This is a genomic window from Thalassovita sp., assembly GCF_963691685.1.
Classification (GTDB): domain Bacteria; phylum Pseudomonadota; class Alphaproteobacteria; order Rhodobacterales; family Rhodobacteraceae; genus Thalassobius.
The window spans coordinates 1,087,366-1,104,817 of the sequence record NZ_OY829290.1 but is presented as its reverse complement, the minus strand read 5'-3'; the positions used below and the strand labels follow the sequence as shown (position 1 = coordinate 1,104,817).

Below are 17,452 nucleotides of genomic sequence, written 5' to 3'. Positions count from 1 at the left end.
CGCCGGTTGCATCAGCCCGGAAAGGCCTGTGGCGGTCTCAGTACATGCTGTCGATCAACGCCGCATGGCGCTGGTTTACGTAGTTCCTCTTCAATTTCATGGTTGGGGTCAGTTCCTCATCCTCTGCGGTCAGCAGAATATCGATGAGGCGGAAATCCTTGATCTGTTCAACCTGCGCAAATTCGCCGTTCACCTGCCGCACCAGATCACCGATGAGCGCCACCACCTCCGGCGCGCGGGTGAGCGAGGCGAAATCGGAAAACGGGATCTGGCGTTCCTGCGCAAAACGTTCAACGTTTTCCTGATCGATCATGATCAGGCAGGTCAGATATTTGCGCCGATCGCCGATCACCACCGCGTCCGAGACATAGGGCGAAAACTTCAGGCGGCTTTCGATCTCGGCCGGGGTGATGTTTTTGCCGCCCGCGGTGATGATGATGTCTTTCAACCGGCCGGTAATGATCAGCCGCCCCTGATTGTTGACCCGCCCCATATCCCCGGTGCGCAGCCAGCCGTCTTCGCTAAAGGTTTCGGCGGTTTTTTCCGGTTTGTTCCAATAGCCGCCAAAGATGGCCGGGCCGTGCAGCTGGATCTCACCGTTATCGGCAATGCGCACCTGCAGCCCCGGTAACGGCGCGCCGACGGTGCCCATGTGGTTGTCATCCACCGTATTGACCGAGGCAACGCCTGCGGTTTCGGTCATCCCAAAGCCTTCGCACAGGTTCACCCCAATGGCGCTGAACCAGCGCAGCAACTCAGGGCTGATCGGTGCGGCCCCGGTGGCGCAGCGCCGGGTGCGGGCCAGACCGATCAGATCCCGCAGATTGCGCAAAACCAACAGATCGGCCAGCGCCAGATTGATCCGCGCCAAGGGTCCAAAGGCGCGATCCTCTTGATCCGCCTCCACTTTCGCCATGCCTGCCGCGACGGCCCAGTCAAAGGCCATCCGTCCCAGCCAGCCGGCCTCGCCCCGCATGATGGCAAGTCGCGAATAGATCTTTTCCCAGATCCGCGGCACGCCAGTGAAGGTATGGGGCGACACCTCACGCAGGTTATCAAAGACGGTTTCGGGGCTTTCGGCAAAGTTCACCTTGCAGCCCACAAGGATCGGCAACTCGACCGAGATCAGACGTTCCAGCACGTGACACAGGGGCAGGAAACACAGCAGCTCATCGGTGGGTTCAAACCGCAAGGTGGTGCGGCTGGCGTTCATCTGGAACAGGATGTTGCGGTGGGTGATGATCGCCCCTTTCGGCGGCCCGGTGGTGCCGGAAGTGTAGATCAACATCCGCGGATCCTCTGGTTTCACCTGCTGCAGAGCCAGATCAAACCGTTTCGGATCCGCAGTGGCCTGTTCAACGCCCAGCGCCAGAAAATCATCCCAGAACATTACCTGAGGATCGGAAAACGCGGCCAGCCCATCGCGGTCAAAGACGATGACCTTTGCCACATCCGGCATCTGGTCCCGCGCCTCCAGAAACTTGTCCAACTGTTCGTCATTTTCCACAAACAGGAAGCGTGCCCCGGAATCCGTCATCAGATAGGCCAGTTGGCTGGCACTGTCGGTGGTGTAAACGCCCGATGGCACCCCGCCCATCGCCGCAATCCCCAGATCGCAGTACAGCCATTCGCGCCGGTCTTCGCTGAGGATCTGCACCACCTCACCGCGTTTGAAGCCCAGCGCCTCCAGCGCCAGCCCAACGGCCCGCGCGCCCTCAAAATAGTCGCGCCAGCTGTAGGCCTGCCAAATGCCCAGCGTCTTTTCGCGGTGGGCAATCTGATCCCCCAGCACTGCACAGCGTTTCGCCCAAAGCGCCACAACCGTATTGCAATCCTCAACGGTGATTGGGTCCTGCATCTCTGTCCCGGTCATCGCCATGTCTTGCGCCTCTTCCAGCGTTTTTCGCCCCGTTGGCTGGCATCCTGTTTGCCCAGATAGAACTCCTGAATATCTTCCGAGGCCTTCAGCGCCGCGCAGCTGTCGGCCATGACAATCCGCCCCATTTCAAGGACATAGCCGTAATGCGCGGTGTTCAGCGCCACATGGGCGTTCTGTTCCACCAACAGCATGGTCACCCCCTGTTCCGCGTTGAGGCGTTTTATGATGGCGAAGATTTCCTGCGTCAGCAGTGGCGACAGGCCAAGGCTGGGTTCATCCAGCAACATCAGCTTGGGCCGCGCCATCAGGCCCCGCCCGATCGCCAGCATCTGCTGCTGCCCGCCCGACAGGAAGCCGGCGGATTGCGCGCGGCGTTCTTTCAGGATGGGGAAGTAGCTGTAGACCAGCTCAATATCCTCGGCCACGCCGCCGCCTTTGCGGGCATAGGCCCCCAGCCGCAGGTTTTCTTCGACGCTAAGGTAGGGGAACACCTCGCGCCCTTCAGGCACATGGGCCAGCCCCTGCGCAACCACCTTATCCGGCTCCATTCCGTTCAGGCGCGTGCCGTTGAAATCGATGGTGCCCTTTTCCGCGTCCATCAGCCCCGAGATGGTTTTCATCAGCGTTGTCTTGCCCGCGCCATTGGCCCCCAGAATGGTGACGATCTGCCCCTCTGGCACATCAATCGACACCCCGCGCAGCGCCATGATGGCCCCGTAAAAGCTTTCGACATTGCGCAGCGCCAACAGGGTCATGCCACATCCTCCGCCGTTGCGGTGCCCAGATAGGCCGCCTGCACCTCAGGATCGCTCTGCACCTCTGCCGGGCTGCCCAATGCCAGTGGTTTGCCATTGGCCACCGCCAACACCCGGTCGCTGACCTGTGTCACCAGCCGCATGTCATGTTCCACCATCAACACGCTCAGCCCCATGTCACGGCGCATGTCCTCAATCCAATAGGCCACGTCCTGACTTTCCTCGACCGACAGGCCCGAGGCAGGTTCATCCAGCAGGATCATTTTGGGGCCCATCGCCAGGGCGCGGCCAATCTCCACCACTTTGCGCACGCCGTAGGGCAGGCCAGCGATCATCTTGTCGCGGTAGGCTTCCAACTCCAACAACTCCATCACCTCCTCGACCTTCTGGCGATGTGCGCGCTCCTCGGCCCGGACCTTGGGCAGGAACAACAGATCCTGCACCCAATGGGTGGCGCGATGGCGGTGACGGCCCATCAACAGGTTGTCCAGCACCGTGGAATGATCAAACAGCTCAATATTCTGAAAGGTCCGCGCAATGCCCAGATCCGCCACCTGATGCGGGGCCAGGGCTGTCAGCTCAGCCTCATCAAAACGTATCTTGCCGCGCGTCGGCTCATAGAACCGCGAGATCAGGTTGAAGATCGTCGATTTCCCCGCGCCATTGGGGCCGATGATCGAAAACACCTCGCCCTCCTCCACCTTGAAGGAAACGCCATCAACCGCCTTCACCCCGCCGAAATGCACGGCCAGATCTGTGACCTCCAACAGGCTCATCGCATCCGCTCCGTCTTGAGGTAGGTTTTCTGCCGGCGGAACATGTCGCGGCGGGCCAGCGGGAACAGCTGCACATAGGCGCGGAACTTCAGCCAGCGCCCATAGAGCCCGGTCGGCTCATAGATGATGAAGCCCACCAAAACGACCGAGAAGATCAGCGTATCCAGCCCCGGCACTGCCCCCAGATCAATCCCGACCGAGGCATTGAGCCCATCGCGCAGGATCGCAATCAACTGCGGCACCGCAGTGATCAGCACCGCGCCAAAGAAGGCACCTTGGATAAAGCCAAGCCCCCCAATGGTGACCACCAGCAGCAGGTTGATGGAGATGAAGATGGAAAACAGCTCATAGTTAAAGAAGGCGATGTAATGCCCCATCAACGCGCCAGCCAGCCCGGTCACCCCACAGGACAGGCCAAAGGCCAGTGCCTTGGTCCGGGTCACGTTGATGCCCAGTGCCCGCGCCGATACCTCACTGTCGCGCACCGCCAGGAAACTGCGCCCGGTTGGGCTGCGCAGGATATTGGCATAGCCCCAGGTGACCAGCGCCACGACGACCAGCACCAGCCAGTAGAAATTGCTGAGGCTGGCGTAGCGGTCAAAATCAACACCGAACAGCGTGATGGAAGGCGCAAACATCCCCCCGACCCCACCAGTCAGCGGTTCAAGGATGATGATCATCTCCTCAATGATGACAAACAGCGCCAATGTGGCAATCGCCAGATAGATCCCCGACATGCGCACCGCCGGGATCGCCACCAGCGCGCCGAAACACCCCGCCGCCAGTCCCGCCAGTGGAAAGGCGATGATCCAGGGCACCCCGGCGGTCATCAGCCCCGCGTCCACATAGGCGCCGATCGCCATGAAGCCTGCATGGCCCAGTGACACCTGCCCGGAATGGCCCACCAGCACCATCAGCCCCATGCCCGCCAAGGCCCAGATCAATGTGTTGGTCGCCTCCGCCAGATAATATTCACCAACCAGAAACGGCAGCAGGCCCATCACCACCAGCAGCAGCGCGATTTTACCGCGATCCCACCAATCGGGATGCAGGTCGATGTCTTTGTCATAGCTTGTTTTAAACACCACCCGCATCGCTCAGACCTTCTTGGCATGGATCTGTGCAAACAGGCCGCCGGGGCGGGTCGTCAGCACGATCAACATCAGGATGTAAGGGCTCATCTGGCTGAAACCCGACGGCAGGTAACGGGCCGCAACAGGTTCGACCACGCCGATCAGCAGACCGCCCAGTAACGCGCCCGGCAGGCTGCCAAAGCCGCCAATCACCGCGGCGGCAAAGGCCTTGATCCCCAAAAGGCCGATATTGGGATCAATCGCCCCTTTGGCGGCATAAAGCACCCCGGCAATGGTCGCGACGATGCCAGATAGCCCCCAGATCAGCGAATTGATCCGCCGCACTGGAACGCCGACGATATAGGCCGCCATCTGGTTCTGCGATGCGGCCTGCGCTGCCAGTCCCAGTTTGGTGCGGCTGAAGAACGCCCAGAGGCCCAGCGTCAGGACAGCGGTGACACAAATTGTCAAAATGTCTTCGTATCCCAGCACCAATCCGCCAAGCGACAGGTGTTTGCCGGCAAATGGCGTTTCCAGAACCAGCGGGGTGAAGCCCCAGATCGCCCCGGCCACAAACCGCAGGACGAAGCCCAAGGCGATGGTCAGGATCACCAGTGCAAACTGCGGCTGACCAAAGATCCGGCGCACCACAAAGCGGTCAATCCCGTAGCCGACACCGCCCATGATGACGCAGGCCAGCACGATGCCCGGAACGAAAGGCAGCGCCCAGTAGTCCCGGTTCACCAGCCCCAGCGCCACAAAGGCGCCCAGCATCATCATGTCACCCTGGGCAAAGTTCACGCCTTCGCTGGCTTTGTAGATCAGCACAAACCCCAGCGCGACCAGCCCGTATATGCAGCCCGAGGCCACCCCACCGATCAACAGCTGGATCAGCTCCATGATGCGGCCCTTTCAGGTACATCAGAAAAGGGACAGCCCCAGTGGTGATCCCGGGGATGTTCCTGGGGGCAAGGCGCGGCAAAAAACGAAGCGCCTGACGGAAAATTGCAAACGTATTGAGGGAACGGCGCAAGGGCAGCTCCACGTAAAAGTGCCTTCATTCAGTCTCCTCCCCAGACCTTATGAACGCCGAATACCCTCAGCAAAGCACGCGGTTTTGCCCCCTGTCAACGCTTCTATGAGCACAAATATCAGGCGTTTCGACCCAAGGTCATTTCCGAAACCGCTTGACCCCTGCAGCCGGGAAAGATCAGAAATTAACGTAGTTTAGGGGGAGGTAAAGCAGATGACGGATCCGAAAACGGCCAAACGCGGCGGGCCTTTGGCGGGGCTTCGGGTGGTGGAAATGCAGGGGCTTGGTCCCTGTCCGCTGGCCGGCCAGTTTCTGGCAGACATGGGGGCAGAGGTCACATTGATCACCCGCGCCTCGGGTCCGGAAGATGCCACCAACATCAACAACCGCGGCAAGGCCTCAATCGCGCTGAACCTCAAGCATCCTGAGGGGCTGAAGGCCGCAAAAGCCCTGATCGCGCGGTCCGACGTGCTAATCGAAGGATTTCGCCCCGGCGTCATGGAGCGCATGGGGCTTGGCCCCGCGGACTGCCACGCCGATAACACGGGCCTTGTCTACGGTCGCATGACTGGCTGGGGGCAGGATGGCCCGATGTCACAAATGGCCGGGCATGACATCAACTATCTGGGCCTGACCGGTGTTCTGAATGCCATTGGCACCGCAGATCAGCCGCCGATCCCGCCGCTAAACATCGCGGCGGATTACGGCGGCGGCACCATGTTCTTGCTGTTTGGCGTCCTGTCTGCGCTGTTTGAGCGCCAGACCTCCGGCAAAGGTCAGGTGGTCGATGCGGCGATGGTTGATGGTGTGCCTGCAATGATGGCGCTGATGCATTCCATGATCGCACGCGGACGTTGGGGCGAGGACCGGCAGAGCAATTGGCTGGACGGCGGCGCCCCGTTTTACCGCAGCTACGAATGTGCCGATGGCAACCACATCGCTGTGGGCCCGTTGGAACCGCAATTCTTTGCGCTGCTGGTCGAAAAGGCCGGCCTGCCCGAGGCCCATCGCAGCGATCAAAATGATCCCACCACCTGGGCAGAGCGCCGCGCCGATTACGCCGAGGTGTTCCGCCAGAAAACCCGCGCCGAATGGGAAGCGATTTTTGACGGAACCGACGGCTGCGTCACCCCTGTGCTGAGCTGGTCAGAAGCGATAGAGCATCCTCACATGAAAGCGCGCGGAACCTATGTGGAGGTCGCAGGCGTCAGCCAGGCCAGCCCCGCACCGCGCTTTGATCGCACGCCAGCCGATGTGCCAGCCCCGCCCCCCGCGCCCGGCGCGCAGACCGAAGACGTGCTGCGCGACCTGGGCTATGATGACACCCAGCTGGCGGCCCTCAGGGCTGACGGCGTCCTGACCTGAGGAGAGCGGCCATGGCCCTACCCCCGATTTTGCAAAACCTGCGCCTGCCGTTGATCGGCAGCCCTTTGTTCATCATCTCAAACCCGGATCTGGTCATCGCCCAGTGCAAGGCGGGCATCGTTGGCTCTTTCCCGGCGCTCAATGCCCGCGAAGCCGAAGGGGAACCGATTGAACTGGAACGCTGGCTGATCCGCATCAACGAAGAGCTGGACCGCCACAACCAGGCCAACCCCGATCAGCCCGCCGCACCGTTTGCGGTGAACCAGATCGTGCATCGGTCCAACGGACGGCTGGAGCGCGATTTGGAGATCTGTGTGAAACATAAGGTGCCGATTTGGATCACCTCGCTCGGCGCGCGGGTTGAGGTCAATGAGGCCGCGCATTCTGTTGGCGGCATAACCCTGCATGACGTGATCGACAACCGCTTTGCCAAAAAGGCGATTGAGAAAGGCGCCGATGGGCTGATCGCCGTCGCGGCTGGCGCTGGTGGCCATGCTGGCAGCCTGTCACCGCTAGCCTTGATCCAGGAAATCCGCAGCTGGTTTGACGGCCCGCTGTTCCTGTCGGGCGCCATTGCCAAAGGGGATTCGATCCTTGCCGCGCAGGCGATGGGCGCGGATGGCGGCTACATGGGCTCAGCCTTCATCGCCACCGAAGAAGCCAACGCAGATCAGCGCTACAAAGAGATGATCACCGAAAGCGGTGCCTCAGACATTGTCTATTCCAACCTCTTCACCGGGGTGTGGGGCAACTACCTGAAGCCATCGATCGCAGCCGCAGGCATGGACCCGGAGGCGCTGGAACGTTCGGACCCATCGGCGATGAACTTCAGCGACGGCAGTTCCAAACCGAAGAGCTGGAAAGAGATCTGGGGTTCGGGCCAAGGGATCGGCGCGGTGCAGGATGTGGTGCCGGCGGCAGCGCTGATCGACCGCGTGGCCCGCGAATATGAGGCTGCGGTGAAACGGCTGCAGGCTCAGACCGCGCCGCATCTGTGGCACCCTGACGGCACCTGATTCTCAGGCCGTGATGTAAATTCCGGGTGGCGGCCATAAGGGGCGCCACCCCACCCCCTCCCCCCCACATTTTCATAAAAACAACGGCCGTCAGCACCTGTGATCCGCGTCGCACAAACATTTCAAACTCAAAACATTTAAGCTTGAAATAAATTCAGATCGCGCTACCGTTGCTCCAGCGACAGGGAAAACCACACACCTGCTGGAGGGAAATTCGTGAAAGTCATCTGCCTAGGGGGCGGCCCGGCCGGGCTCTATTTTGCTATTAGCATGAAACTGCGCGATCCCAGCCACGACGTCACAGTGCTGGAGCGCAACCGCGCCAATGACACCTTTGGTTGGGGTGTTGTGCTGTCTGATGACGCGCTGGAACGGATGCAGGGCAATGACCCCAAAAGCTGTGACGCGATCCGCGATCACTTTGCCTATTGGGATGACATTGCGGTGGAACACAACGGCGTGCGCACCGTATCCGGTGGCCACGGTTTTGCCGGCATTGGCCGCAAACAGATGCTGATCCTGTTGCAAGAACGCGCCCGGGAGCTGGGCGTTGATCTGCGGTTTGAGACTGAGTTCAAAACGGCTGAGGAATACCGCAAGGATTACGATCTGGTGGTCGCCGCCGATGGTCTGAATTCGCGGGTGCGGACAGAATACGAAGACGTCTTCAAACCCGACATCGACAATCGCGAGTGCAAGTTCATCTGGCTGGGCACCCATCAGAAGTTTGACGACGCCTTTACCTTCATTTTCGAGAAGACCAAGCATGGCTGGCTATGGGCGCATGTCTATCAGTTTGACGACAACACCGCGACGTTCATCGTCGAATGCCAGCAGGAGACCTGGGACAAATGGGGCTTTGCCGACATGTCCAAGGAAGAAACCGTAGAGACCTGCCGCAAGATCTTTGAGAAGTACCTGGGCGGTCATGATCTGATGTCGAACGCGGCGCATTTGCGCGGCTCGGCGGTCTGGATCAACTTCCCGCGGGTGAACTGCGACCAGTGGTATCATGAAAACGTGGTGCTGCTGGGCGATGCCTCGGCCACGGCGCATTTCTCGATCGGGTCTGGGTCGCGACTGGCCTTTGACAGCGCCATTGCGCTGGCGGATTACGTCAACTCGGAACCGACGCTGGAAGGCGCCTTCAAACGGTACCAGGAGGAACGCCGTCTGGAGGTGCTGCGCCTGCAGTCTGCCGCGCGTAACTCACTGGAATGGTTCGAAGAAGTGGAGCGCTATCTGGATCAGCATCCGGTGCAGTTCAACTACAACCTGCTGACCCGGTCGCAGCGGATCAGCCATGAAAACCTGCGGCTGCGGGATCCTGAATGGCTGGCCGAGGCCGAGCGCTGGTTCCAGTCCGAGGCCGGCATGGATGCCGATGCACCGGCGCGCAAACCGATGTTTGTGCCGTTCAAACTGCGCGATATGGAATTGGCGAACCGCATCGTGGTCTCCCCCATGGCGCAGTATAAGGCGGTAGAGGGCTGCCCGACCGATTGGCATTTTGTGCATTACGCCGAACGCGCCAAGGGCGGCGCGGGGCTGGTTTACACCGAAATGACCTGCACCAGCGCCGATGGTCGGATTACCCCCGGTTGCCCCGGCCTCTATGCGCCGGAACATGAGGCGGCGTGGACACGTCTGGTCGATTTCGTCCATGCCGAAACCGAGGCCAAGATCTGCTGTCAGATTGGCCATGCGGGCCGCAAAGGCTCCACCCAGGTGGGCTGGGAGGAGATGGATGCGCCGTTGAAGGACGGCAATTGGGATTTGGTTTCGGCCTCGGCCATTCCGTGGTCGGCGGGCAACGCCACACCGCGTGAAATCACCCGCGCCGAGATGGACCAAATCCGTGATGATTTTGTGCAGGCCACCGAAATGGCCGGGCGCTGTGGCTTTGACATGATCGAGCTGCACGCGGCGCATGGCTATCTGATCTCCTCCTTCATCTCACCCGCGTCGAACCAGCGTGGCGATGAGTATGGCGGCAGTCTGGAAAACCGGATGCGCTACCCGCTGGAGGTGTTCAAAGCGATGCGCGCGGTCTGGCCTGAGGGCAAGCCGATGTCGGTGCGGATTTCGGCCAATGACTGGCTGGGTGAGGATGGCGTCACCCCGCAAGAGGCGGTGGAGATCGCCCGCATGTTCCGCGAAGCCGGTGTCGATATCGTCGACGTCAGCGCCGGTCAGACCTCGGTCGAGGCGCAGCCGGTCTATGGCCGCATGTTCCAGACGCCGTTTTCCAACCGGATCCGCAACGATCTGCAGATCCCGACCATGGCGGTGGGCAACATTTATGAGACCGATCACGCCAACTCGATCCTGCTGGCAGGACGTGCTGATCTGGTCTGCCTGGCCCGTCCGCATCTGAGCGATCCCTATTGGACGCTGCATGCCGCGGTGGAGATGGGCGATCAGCAGATCCACTGGCCCGCGCCTTACTATGCAGGCCGTGATCAGGCCTACCGTCTGGCGCAAAAGCAGCAGGAGATGATCCGCGTATGACCGATCTGAGCGGAAAACAGGTGCTGATCACCGGCGGCGGCACGGGCGTCGGGGCCGATATGGCCCGGGGCTTTGCCGCGGCGGGCGCCAAAGTGGTCATCGCGGGCCGCCGCAGCGCCCCGTTGGAGGCTGTGGCCGACGGCAGCGATCAAATCCGCCCGGTGATCTGTGACGTGACCGATGAAACCTCAGTCCGGTCGATGTTTGCCGCTGCAGGGCCTTGTGATGTGGTAATCGCCAATGCGGGTGCCGCAGATACCGCCCCTTTTGGCCGCACCACGCTGGAGCAGTGGAACGCCATGATGGCGGTCAACCTGACCGGCGTTTTCCTGACCTTGCGCGAAGGGTTGAACCAGTTCACCGGTTGGGGACGGTTGATTTCGGTCGCGTCCACGGCGGGGCTGAAGGGCTACGGCTATGTCAGCGCCTATACGGCGGCGAAACACGGTGTGGTCGGCATGACCCGCGCCGTGGCGCAGGAGGTGGCGAAAAAACCGGTGACGGTAAACGCGCTGTGCCCCGGCTTTCTGGACACTGAAATGACCGACCGGTCGGTGGCCAATATCATCGACAAAACCGGCATGGATGAAGACGCCGCCCGCAAGGAACTGGCCAAACACAATCCGCAGAAACGGCTGATCCAGCCCGCTGAGGTCACTGCGGCGGCGCTGTGGCTGTGTGGGCCGGGGTCTGAGGGCATCAACGGGCAGGCGCTGCCCATTGCGGGGGGTGAGCTGTGAGCGAGAGCACGCATGATACCCCCCTGTCGCAGCGCCGGCTGCGCACCTGGATCCGGCTGCTGCGGCTGACCCGCAGCACCGAAAACCACCTGCGGGAATTTCTGCGGGTGAACTATGACACCACCCTGCCCCGCTTTGACGTGGCCGCCGCCCTGCACCGCGAAGCTGCGCCCTTGAAGATGAGCGAGCTGAGCCAACGTTTGCTGGTCTCAAACGGCAATGCCACCACCGTGGTCGAACGGCTGGAAAAGGACGGCTACGCGAGCCGCACCCCTTCGGCCGAGGATCGCCGTGTGGTGATGGTGGAGCTGACAGAAAAGGGGCGCGCCTGGTTCGAAGAACTGGCCGCCGCCCATGAAGCCGAGGTCGACAAGCTGTTCGCCAGCCTCGGTCATGGCAAACTCGATACAATCCGCAAAATGCTGCATCATCTGGAAGGATCCCAAGATGACAAAAATGGCTGACCTGAGCCCCGAACACTTTATCTGGGAATGGAAAGACCGGATCGCCACGATCCGTCTGAACCGCCCCGATCGCAAGAACCCGCTGACCTTCGACAGCTATGCAGAGCTGCGCGATACCTTCCGCGATATGGTCTATGCCGAGGATGTGGACGTGGTGATTTTCGCCTCCAACGGCGGCAATTTCTGTTCTGGCGGGGATGTGCATGACATCATCGGCCCGCTGGTTGATATGGATATGAAGGACCTCTTAGCCTTCACCCGCATGACCGGTGATCTGGTCAAGGCGATGATCGGCTGCGGCAAGCCTATTATTGCCGCCGTTGATGGCGTCTGTGTCGGTGCCGGGGCCATCATCGCCATGTCCTCGGACCTACGGCTGGCGACGCCCGAGGCCAAATGTGGCTTCCTCTTCACCCGTGTGGGTCTGGCGGGCTGCGATATGGGGGCCTGCGCCATGCTGCCCCGGATCATTGGTCAGGGCCGTGCGGCGGAACTGCTTTACACCGGGCGCACGATGAGTGCGGCTGAGGGTGAACGTTGGGGGTTCTGGAACAACCTGCATGACGCCGAGGCACTGGAGGCTGAGGCCGTGAAACTGGCGCAGCGTCTGGCGGCGGGGCCGACCTTTGCCCACGGGATCACCAAGACTCAGCTGAACCAGGAATGGAACATGGGTCTGGAACAGGCGATCGAGGTCGAGGCACAGGCGCAGGCGATCTGCATGCAGACCACCGATTTCGAACGCGCCTACCGCGCCTTTGTGGCGAAAGAAAAACCGGTGTTTGAGGGCAACTGATGGCAGATAAATCCTTCCTCTCCTGGCCGTTTTTTGAGCCACACCATGCCACTTATGCGGCTGATCTGGACACCTGGGCCGCAGAGGCGCTGGCCGATATAGATCACAGCGATACCGATGCGGCCTGCCGGTCGCTGGTCAAGGCGCTTGGCGCAGGTGGCTGGGCCAAACACTCCGCCGCTGAGGGGCAGGAAAAACTGGATGTGCGCACCCTCTGCCTGACCCGCGAGACATTGGCGCGCCATGACGGTCTGGCGGACTTTTCCTTTGCGATGCAGGGGCTTGGCACCGGCGCGATCACGCTTTTTGGCACCGAAGAACAGAAATCCCACTGGCTACCACTCACGCGGTCGGGGCAGGCGATTTCCGCCTTTGCCCTGACCGAACCACAGTCGGGATCAGATGTTGCCAATTCCACCATGACCGCCGTGCGTGACGGGGATGACTACATCCTCAACGGTGAAAAGACGTGGATTTCCAACGGCGGCATCGCGGACGTCTACACGCTGTTTGCCCGCACAGGCGAAGCGCCGGGCGCCAAAGGACTGTCGGCCTTTATCGTGCCGGCAGATTTGCCCGGCTTTGAAGTGGTGGAACGGCTGGAAACCATTGCGCCGCATCCATTGGCAACCCTGCGTTTTACCGATTGCCGTATTCCGGCCAGCGCGATGCTGGGGCATCCCGGTCAGGGGTTCAAAATCGCCATGTCGGTACTGGATGTGTTCCGCACCACCGTGGCGGCAGCCGCGCTTGGTTTTGCCCGCCGCGCACTGGATGAGGCGCTGGCCCGGGTGCAGGCCCGAGAGGTTCAGGGCGCGCCGCTGTTTGAGTTGCAGATGGTGCAGGGCCACATCGCCGATATGGCGATGGAGGTCGATGCCGCCGCCCTGCTGATCTACCGCGCGGCCTGGGCCAAAGACATGGGCGCGCCGCGTGTCACACGCGAAGCCGCCATGGCCAAGCTGTTTGCCACAGATCAAGCCCAGCAGATCATCGACCGCGCCGTGCAGCTGCATGGCGGTGACGGGGTCAAGTCAGGCGAAACGGTAGAGAAACTCTACCGCGAAATCAGAGCGTTGCGCATCTATGAGGGAGCATCAGACGTGCAGCGTGTCATCATCGCCCGACAGGCGATGGCGAACCATTTAGGGGAGTGAGCGATGCTGGGACCAAGCGCGCATATTGATACATTTGCCCGCGACGGGCTGCCGCCGATTGACCAGTGGCCCGCCTTTCAGCTGGAGGGGTTTGACTATCCTGACTATCTGAATGCCGCGGTTGAGCTGACCGATGCGATGGTCGACAAAGGCTTTGGCGATCATACGGCACTGATCGGCAACGGCCGGCGCCGCACCTACAAAGAGCTGACCGATTGGACCAACCGTCTGGCCCATGCGATGGTGAAAAACCTAGGGATCAAGCCGGGCAACCGGGTGCTGATCCGCTCGGCCAACAACCCTGCGATGGTCGCCTGCTGGCTGGCGGCAACCAAGGTGGGCGCGGTGGTGGTCAACACCATGCCAATGCTGCGCGCCAGCGAATTGGCGGCGATCGTCGACAAGGCTGAAATCAGCCATGCGCTGTGTGACACCCGCCTGATGGATGAAATCACCGCATGCGCCAAAACAAGCAAGTTCCTGAAAACAGTGGTCGGCTTTGACGGCACATCCAACCACGATGCTGAGCTGGACCGGCTGGCACTGGAAAAGCCGGTGAAGTTTGACGCAGTGAAAACCGGCCGGGATGACGTGGCGCTGTTGGGCTTCACCTCGGGCACCACAGGTGAGCCGAAGGCAACCATGCATTTCCACCGCGATCTGCTGATCATCGCCGATGGCTATGCCAAAGAAGTTCTGAAGGTCACGCCCGAAGATGTCTTTGTGGGCTCACCACCGCTGGCCTTTACCTTTGGCCTGGGCGGCTTGGCGATCTTCCCGCTGCGGTTTGGCGCGGCGGCGACCCTGCTGGAAAATGCCTCACCGCCCAGCATGATCGACATCATCGAGAAGTTCAAAGCCACCGTCTGTTTCACCGCCCCAACCGCCTATCGGGTGATGTTGCAGGCAATGGATGAGGGCGCGGATCTGTCTTCGCTGCGCGCGGCGGTGTCGGCAGGGGAAACCCTGCCCGCCCCGATCTATGCCGAGTGGCAGGAGAAAACCGGCAAGCCAATGCTGGACGGCATCGGCGCGACGGAGATGCTGCATATCTTTGTCACCAACCGCTTTGACGATCACCAGCCCGCCTGCACCGGCCGCCCGGTGACCGGTTATGAGGCCCGGGTGGTGGATGATCAGATGAATGAGGTTGCCGATGGTGAGGTGGGCCGCCTTGCGGTGCGCGGGCCCACGGGCTGTCGTTACCTGAACGATGCACGCCAGCAGGTCTATGTGCGCGATGGCTGGAACATCACCGGTGACAGTTTCACCCGGGACGCCGATGGCTACTTCCACTTCGCGGCGCGCAACGACGATATGATCATCTCATCCGGCTACAACATCGCGGGTCCTGAGGTTGAGGCGGCGCTGCTGTCACATGAGGCGGTCAGCGAATGCGGCGTGGTTGGCGCGCCCGACAGTGAGCGGGGCCATATCGTGGAGGCCCATGTGGTGCTGAACGACGGCTTCGCCGCAGATGAGGCGATGGTGAAGGCGCTGCAGGACCATGTGAAGGCCACCATCGCGCCGTTCAAATATCCAAGGGCGGTGCGGTTCCGGCAGGCCCTGCCGAAAACCGCCACCGGAAAAATTCAGAGGTTCCAGCTGCGTGCGGACGGGGAAGGGTCTTAAGACCAATTGTGAAATGCGGTCCTGATCAACACCATAGGAGAGAAACAAGCGACAATAAGCTTGACATCCATGGGCAGGGGCGAACTGTGAAAGCGTGAGTTTCAAAACGTTTCAAACATAAAAAACAGGGAGAAAGACAATGAAATTCAAGTCTCTGGTCATGGCCGCGTCCATGGCAGCGATGGCCGCCGCAGGGGCGGTTCAGGCCGAGGGCGTCAAAGTTGGCATGATCACCACCCTTTCGGGCGGTGGCGCTGGCCTTGGCATCGACGTGCGTGACGGCTTCATGCTGGCGGTGAACCAAGCGGGCCGCAGCGATCTGGAAGTGGTGATCGAAGACGACCAGCGCAAACCCGATATCGCAGTGCAGCTGGCCGATAAGATGATCCAGTCCGAAAAGGTTGACGTGATGACCGGTATCATCTGGTCGAACCTGGCCATGGCTGTGGTGCCTGCTGCAACAGCAAAGGGCAAAATCTACCTGTCGCCCAACGCTGGTCCGTCGCCGCTGGCCGGCAAAGGCTGCCACCAGAACTACTTCAACGTGGCCTGGCAGAATGACAACCTGCACGAAGCTGCGGGTGCCTATGCCAATGGTGATGGCCTGAAGAACAGCTTCATCCTGGCGCCGAACTACCCGGCGGGCAAAGACGCGCTGACCGGTTACAAACGCTTCTACGAAGGTGATCTGGCGGGTGAGGTTTACACCAAACTGGGCCAGACCGACTATGCGGCTGAAATCGCGCAGATCCGTGCCTCGGGCGCAGATAGCGTCTACTTCTTCCTGCCCGGCGGTATGGGGATTTCCTTCCTCAAGCAGTATGCCGACAGCGGCGTGGACCTGCCGGTGGTTGGCCCGGCCTTCTCGTTTGATCAGGGCATCCTGCAGGCGGTTGGCGACGCGGCGCTGGGTGTGAAGAACACCAGCCAGTGGAACAAGGACATCGACAACGCAGCCAACGCGGCCTTTGTGACCTCCTTCCAGGAAGCCTATGGTCGTCTGCCGTCGCTCTACGCAAGCCAGGGCTTTGACACTGCTAACCTGCTGATTTCGGCAATGGATAAGGCAGACATCAAAGACGGGGATGCCTTCCGTGCGGCGCTGAAAGCGGCTGAGTTCGACTCGGTCCGGGGTGATTTCAAATTTGGTGCAAACAACCACCCGATCCAGAACATCTATGTTCGTGAAGTGATCAAAGAAGGTGACGTTTACACCAACAAAATCATCGCAACCGGCCTGACCGACCACGCAGACGCCTATGCGGCTGACTGCAAAATGTAAGGGCTAAGGGGGTCGCCCTGTCACGGGCGGCCCCACCTTTAGCAAGAAAACTCTCATGTCCATCATCCTACTCATCGAACAGGCGCTGAACGGCCTACAGTTTGGCGTGATGCTCTTCCTTATGGCTGCCGGTCTGACGCTGATCTTCGGCGTTATGGGGCTGATCAACCTGGCGCATGGCTCGCTCTATATGGTTGGCGCCTTTGCCGCCGCCGCCACTGCTGCGGCCACGGGATCCTTTCTGCTGGCGCTGGTGGCGAGCCTTGTCTTTGCGGCCTTTGCAGGCGTCATCGTGGAAACCGTGGTGATCCGACGGCTTTATGACCGCGATCATCTGGACCAAGTGCTGGCGACCTTTGCCCTTGTGCTGATGTTTTCCGAAGGCACCCGCTGGGCCTTTGGATCCTTCCCGCTGTTTCTGGACAAGCCAGAGTGGCTGTCGGGCACGGTGATGCTGCCGTTCGGGATCGAATATTCGCTCTACCGTCTGACCATCATTCTGGTGGGTCTGGCCGTAGCGGCGGGGCTGTTCTGGATGATTGCCCGCACCCGTATCGGCATCCGTATCCGCGCCGGGGAAAACGATCGTGAAATGATTGCGGCCTTGGGCGTGAATATCTCGATGCTTTACACGCTGGTGTTTGCCCTTGGCGCGGCACTGGCCGGTTTTGCCGGTGCGCTGATCGGTGCGATCCAATCAGTGCAGGTGGGCATGGGTGAACCGGTGCTGATCCTGGCCTTTGTGGTCATCGTTATTGGCGGCATCGGGTCGATCAAAGGGGCCTTTGTGGGCGCCATTCTGGTGGGCATGACCGACACATTGGGCCGCCAGCTGCTGCCGATGTTCTTTGGCCTTTTCATGGAGCCAGCCGCCGCCACCTCCACCGGGGCGTCACTGGCCTCGATGGCGATCTATCTGTTGATGGCGGGCGTGTTGCTGTTCCGTCCCAAAGGCCTGTTCGGAGGGGCATGA

15 protein-coding genes are annotated in these 17,452 nt (G+C 60.8%); 10 read left to right on the top strand and 5 right to left on the bottom strand.

Annotation, left to right across the window (positions count from 1 at the left end; all coding sequences use genetic code 11):
• Positions 1-37: 37 nt before the first annotated feature.
• From ACORLH_RS05390 to ACORLH_RS05370, 5 genes are read right to left on the bottom strand one after another with little or no spacing between them, the layout of a single operon-like run.
• Positions 38-1,873, bottom strand: coding sequence for a long-chain fatty acid--CoA ligase (locus tag ACORLH_RS05390; protein ID WP_321831575.1), 1,836 nt, complete (start codon positions 1,871-1,873; stop codon positions 38-40).
• Complete coding sequence (locus ACORLH_RS05385) at positions 1,870-2,634, bottom strand: ABC transporter ATP-binding protein (RefSeq protein WP_321831574.1); 765 nt, start codon at positions 2,632-2,634, stop codon at positions 1,870-1,872. Before ACORLH_RS05385 ends, ACORLH_RS05390 begins: the two co-directional genes overlap by 4 nt.
• Positions 2,631-3,410 carry an ABC transporter ATP-binding protein gene (locus ACORLH_RS05380; protein ID WP_321831573.1) on the bottom strand — a complete coding sequence of 260 codons (780 nt, stop codon included), beginning with the start codon at positions 3,408-3,410 and terminating at the stop codon, positions 2,631-2,633. Before ACORLH_RS05380 ends, ACORLH_RS05385 begins: the two co-directional genes overlap by 4 nt.
• A complete protein-coding gene (locus tag ACORLH_RS05375) occupies positions 3,407-4,504 on the bottom strand; it encodes a branched-chain amino acid ABC transporter permease (protein WP_321831571.1) in 1,098 nt (365 codons plus the stop codon). The genes ACORLH_RS05380 and ACORLH_RS05375 overlap by 4 nt, the downstream gene beginning before the upstream one ends.
• Before the next feature lie 3 nt (positions 4,505-4,507).
• A complete protein-coding gene (locus ACORLH_RS05370) occupies positions 4,508-5,383 on the bottom strand; it encodes a branched-chain amino acid ABC transporter permease (RefSeq protein ID WP_321831570.1) in 876 nt (291 codons plus the stop codon).
• Positions 5,384-5,729: 346 nt separating this feature from the next.
• Here ACORLH_RS05370 and ACORLH_RS05365 point away from each other — a divergent pair, with 346 nt between their 5' ends.
• The 10 genes from ACORLH_RS05365 to ACORLH_RS05320 all read left to right on the top strand — a co-directional run bounded on the left by ACORLH_RS05365 (position 5,730) and on the right by ACORLH_RS05320 (position 17,452).
• A complete protein-coding gene (locus ACORLH_RS05365) occupies positions 5,730-6,881 on the top strand; it encodes a CaiB/BaiF CoA-transferase family protein (protein ID WP_321831568.1) in 1,152 nt (383 codons plus the stop codon).
• Positions 6,882-6,892: 11 nt separating this feature from the next.
• The gene (locus ACORLH_RS05360; protein ID WP_321831567.1) at positions 6,893-7,897 is read left to right on the top strand and encodes a nitronate monooxygenase family protein; all 1,005 of its coding nucleotides are present in this window, start codon (positions 6,893-6,895) and stop codon (positions 7,895-7,897) included.
• A 216-nt stretch (positions 7,898-8,113) separates the two neighbouring features.
• Positions 8,114-10,408 carry a bifunctional salicylyl-CoA 5-hydroxylase/oxidoreductase gene (locus ACORLH_RS05355; RefSeq protein WP_321831566.1) on the top strand — a complete coding sequence of 765 codons (2,295 nt, stop codon included), beginning with the start codon at positions 8,114-8,116 and terminating at the stop codon, positions 10,406-10,408.
• On the top strand, positions 10,405-11,148 hold the full coding sequence (locus ACORLH_RS05350) for an SDR family NAD(P)-dependent oxidoreductase (protein ID WP_321831565.1): 744 nt from the start codon (positions 10,405-10,407) through the stop codon (positions 11,146-11,148). Before ACORLH_RS05355 ends, ACORLH_RS05350 begins: the two co-directional genes overlap by 4 nt.
• Positions 11,145-11,612 (top strand): MarR family winged helix-turn-helix transcriptional regulator, encoded by a 468-nt coding sequence (locus tag ACORLH_RS05345; protein ID WP_321831564.1) that lies wholly within the window; start codon positions 11,145-11,147, stop codon positions 11,610-11,612. Before ACORLH_RS05350 ends, ACORLH_RS05345 begins: the two co-directional genes overlap by 4 nt.
• A complete protein-coding gene (locus ACORLH_RS05340; RefSeq protein WP_321831563.1) occupies positions 11,596-12,408 on the top strand; it encodes an enoyl-CoA hydratase family protein in 813 nt (270 codons plus the stop codon). The genes ACORLH_RS05345 and ACORLH_RS05340 overlap by 17 nt, the downstream gene beginning before the upstream one ends.
• Positions 12,408-13,565 (top strand): acyl-CoA dehydrogenase family protein, encoded by a 1,158-nt coding sequence (locus ACORLH_RS05335; protein ID WP_321831561.1) that lies wholly within the window; start codon positions 12,408-12,410, stop codon positions 13,563-13,565. The genes ACORLH_RS05340 and ACORLH_RS05335 overlap by 1 nt, the downstream gene beginning before the upstream one ends.
• Before the next feature lie 3 nt (positions 13,566-13,568).
• Positions 13,569-15,197: an AMP-binding protein gene (locus ACORLH_RS05330; protein WP_321831560.1), complete on the top strand. Its 1,629-nt coding sequence runs from the start codon at positions 13,569-13,571 to the stop codon at positions 15,195-15,197.
• 139 nt (positions 15,198-15,336) lie between these two features.
• Positions 15,337-16,479: an ABC transporter substrate-binding protein gene (locus tag ACORLH_RS05325; RefSeq protein WP_321831559.1), complete on the top strand. Its 1,143-nt coding sequence runs from the start codon at positions 15,337-15,339 to the stop codon at positions 16,477-16,479.
• A 55-nt stretch (positions 16,480-16,534) separates the two neighbouring features.
• Positions 16,535-17,452, top strand: a complete 918-nt coding sequence (locus tag ACORLH_RS05320) for a branched-chain amino acid ABC transporter permease (protein WP_058242206.1) — start codon at positions 16,535-16,537, stop codon at positions 17,450-17,452.

Excerpts from the sequence above, each read along its gene's own strand:
- ACORLH_RS05365 (WP_321831568.1), top strand. The coding sequence starts at position 5,730 with ATGACGGATCCGAAAACGGCCAAACGCGGCGGGCCTTTGGCGGGGCTT.
- ACORLH_RS05360 (WP_321831567.1), top strand. The coding sequence starts at position 6,893 with ATGGCCCTACCCCCGATTTTGCAAAACCTGCGCCTGCCGTTGATCGGC.
- ACORLH_RS05385 (WP_321831574.1), bottom strand. The coding sequence starts at position 2,634 with ATGACCCTGTTGGCGCTGCGCAATGTCGAAAGCTTTTACGGGGCCATC.
- ACORLH_RS05330 (WP_321831560.1), top strand. The coding sequence starts at position 13,569 with ATGCTGGGACCAAGCGCGCATATTGATACATTTGCCCGCGACGGGCTG.
- ACORLH_RS05375 (WP_321831571.1), bottom strand. The coding sequence starts at position 4,504 with ATGCGGGTGGTGTTTAAAACAAGCTATGACAAAGACATCGACCTGCAT.
- ACORLH_RS05390 (WP_321831575.1), bottom strand. The coding sequence starts at position 1,873 with ATGACCGGGACAGAGATGCAGGACCCAATCACCGTTGAGGATTGCAAT.
- ACORLH_RS05370 (WP_321831570.1), bottom strand. The coding sequence starts at position 5,383 with ATGGAGCTGATCCAGCTGTTGATCGGTGGGGTGGCCTCGGGCTGCATA.
- ACORLH_RS05335 (WP_321831561.1), top strand. The coding sequence starts at position 12,408 with ATGGCAGATAAATCCTTCCTCTCCTGGCCGTTTTTTGAGCCACACCAT.
- ACORLH_RS05325 (WP_321831559.1), top strand. The coding sequence starts at position 15,337 with ATGAAATTCAAGTCTCTGGTCATGGCCGCGTCCATGGCAGCGATGGCC.
- ACORLH_RS05340 (WP_321831563.1), top strand. The coding sequence starts at position 11,596 with ATGACAAAAATGGCTGACCTGAGCCCCGAACACTTTATCTGGGAATGG.
- ACORLH_RS05350 (WP_321831565.1), top strand. The coding sequence starts at position 10,405 with ATGACCGATCTGAGCGGAAAACAGGTGCTGATCACCGGCGGCGGCACG.
- ACORLH_RS05320 (WP_058242206.1), top strand. The coding sequence starts at position 16,535 with ATGTCCATCATCCTACTCATCGAACAGGCGCTGAACGGCCTACAGTTT.
- ACORLH_RS05380 (WP_321831573.1), bottom strand. The coding sequence starts at position 3,410 with ATGAGCCTGTTGGAGGTCACAGATCTGGCCGTGCATTTCGGCGGGGTG.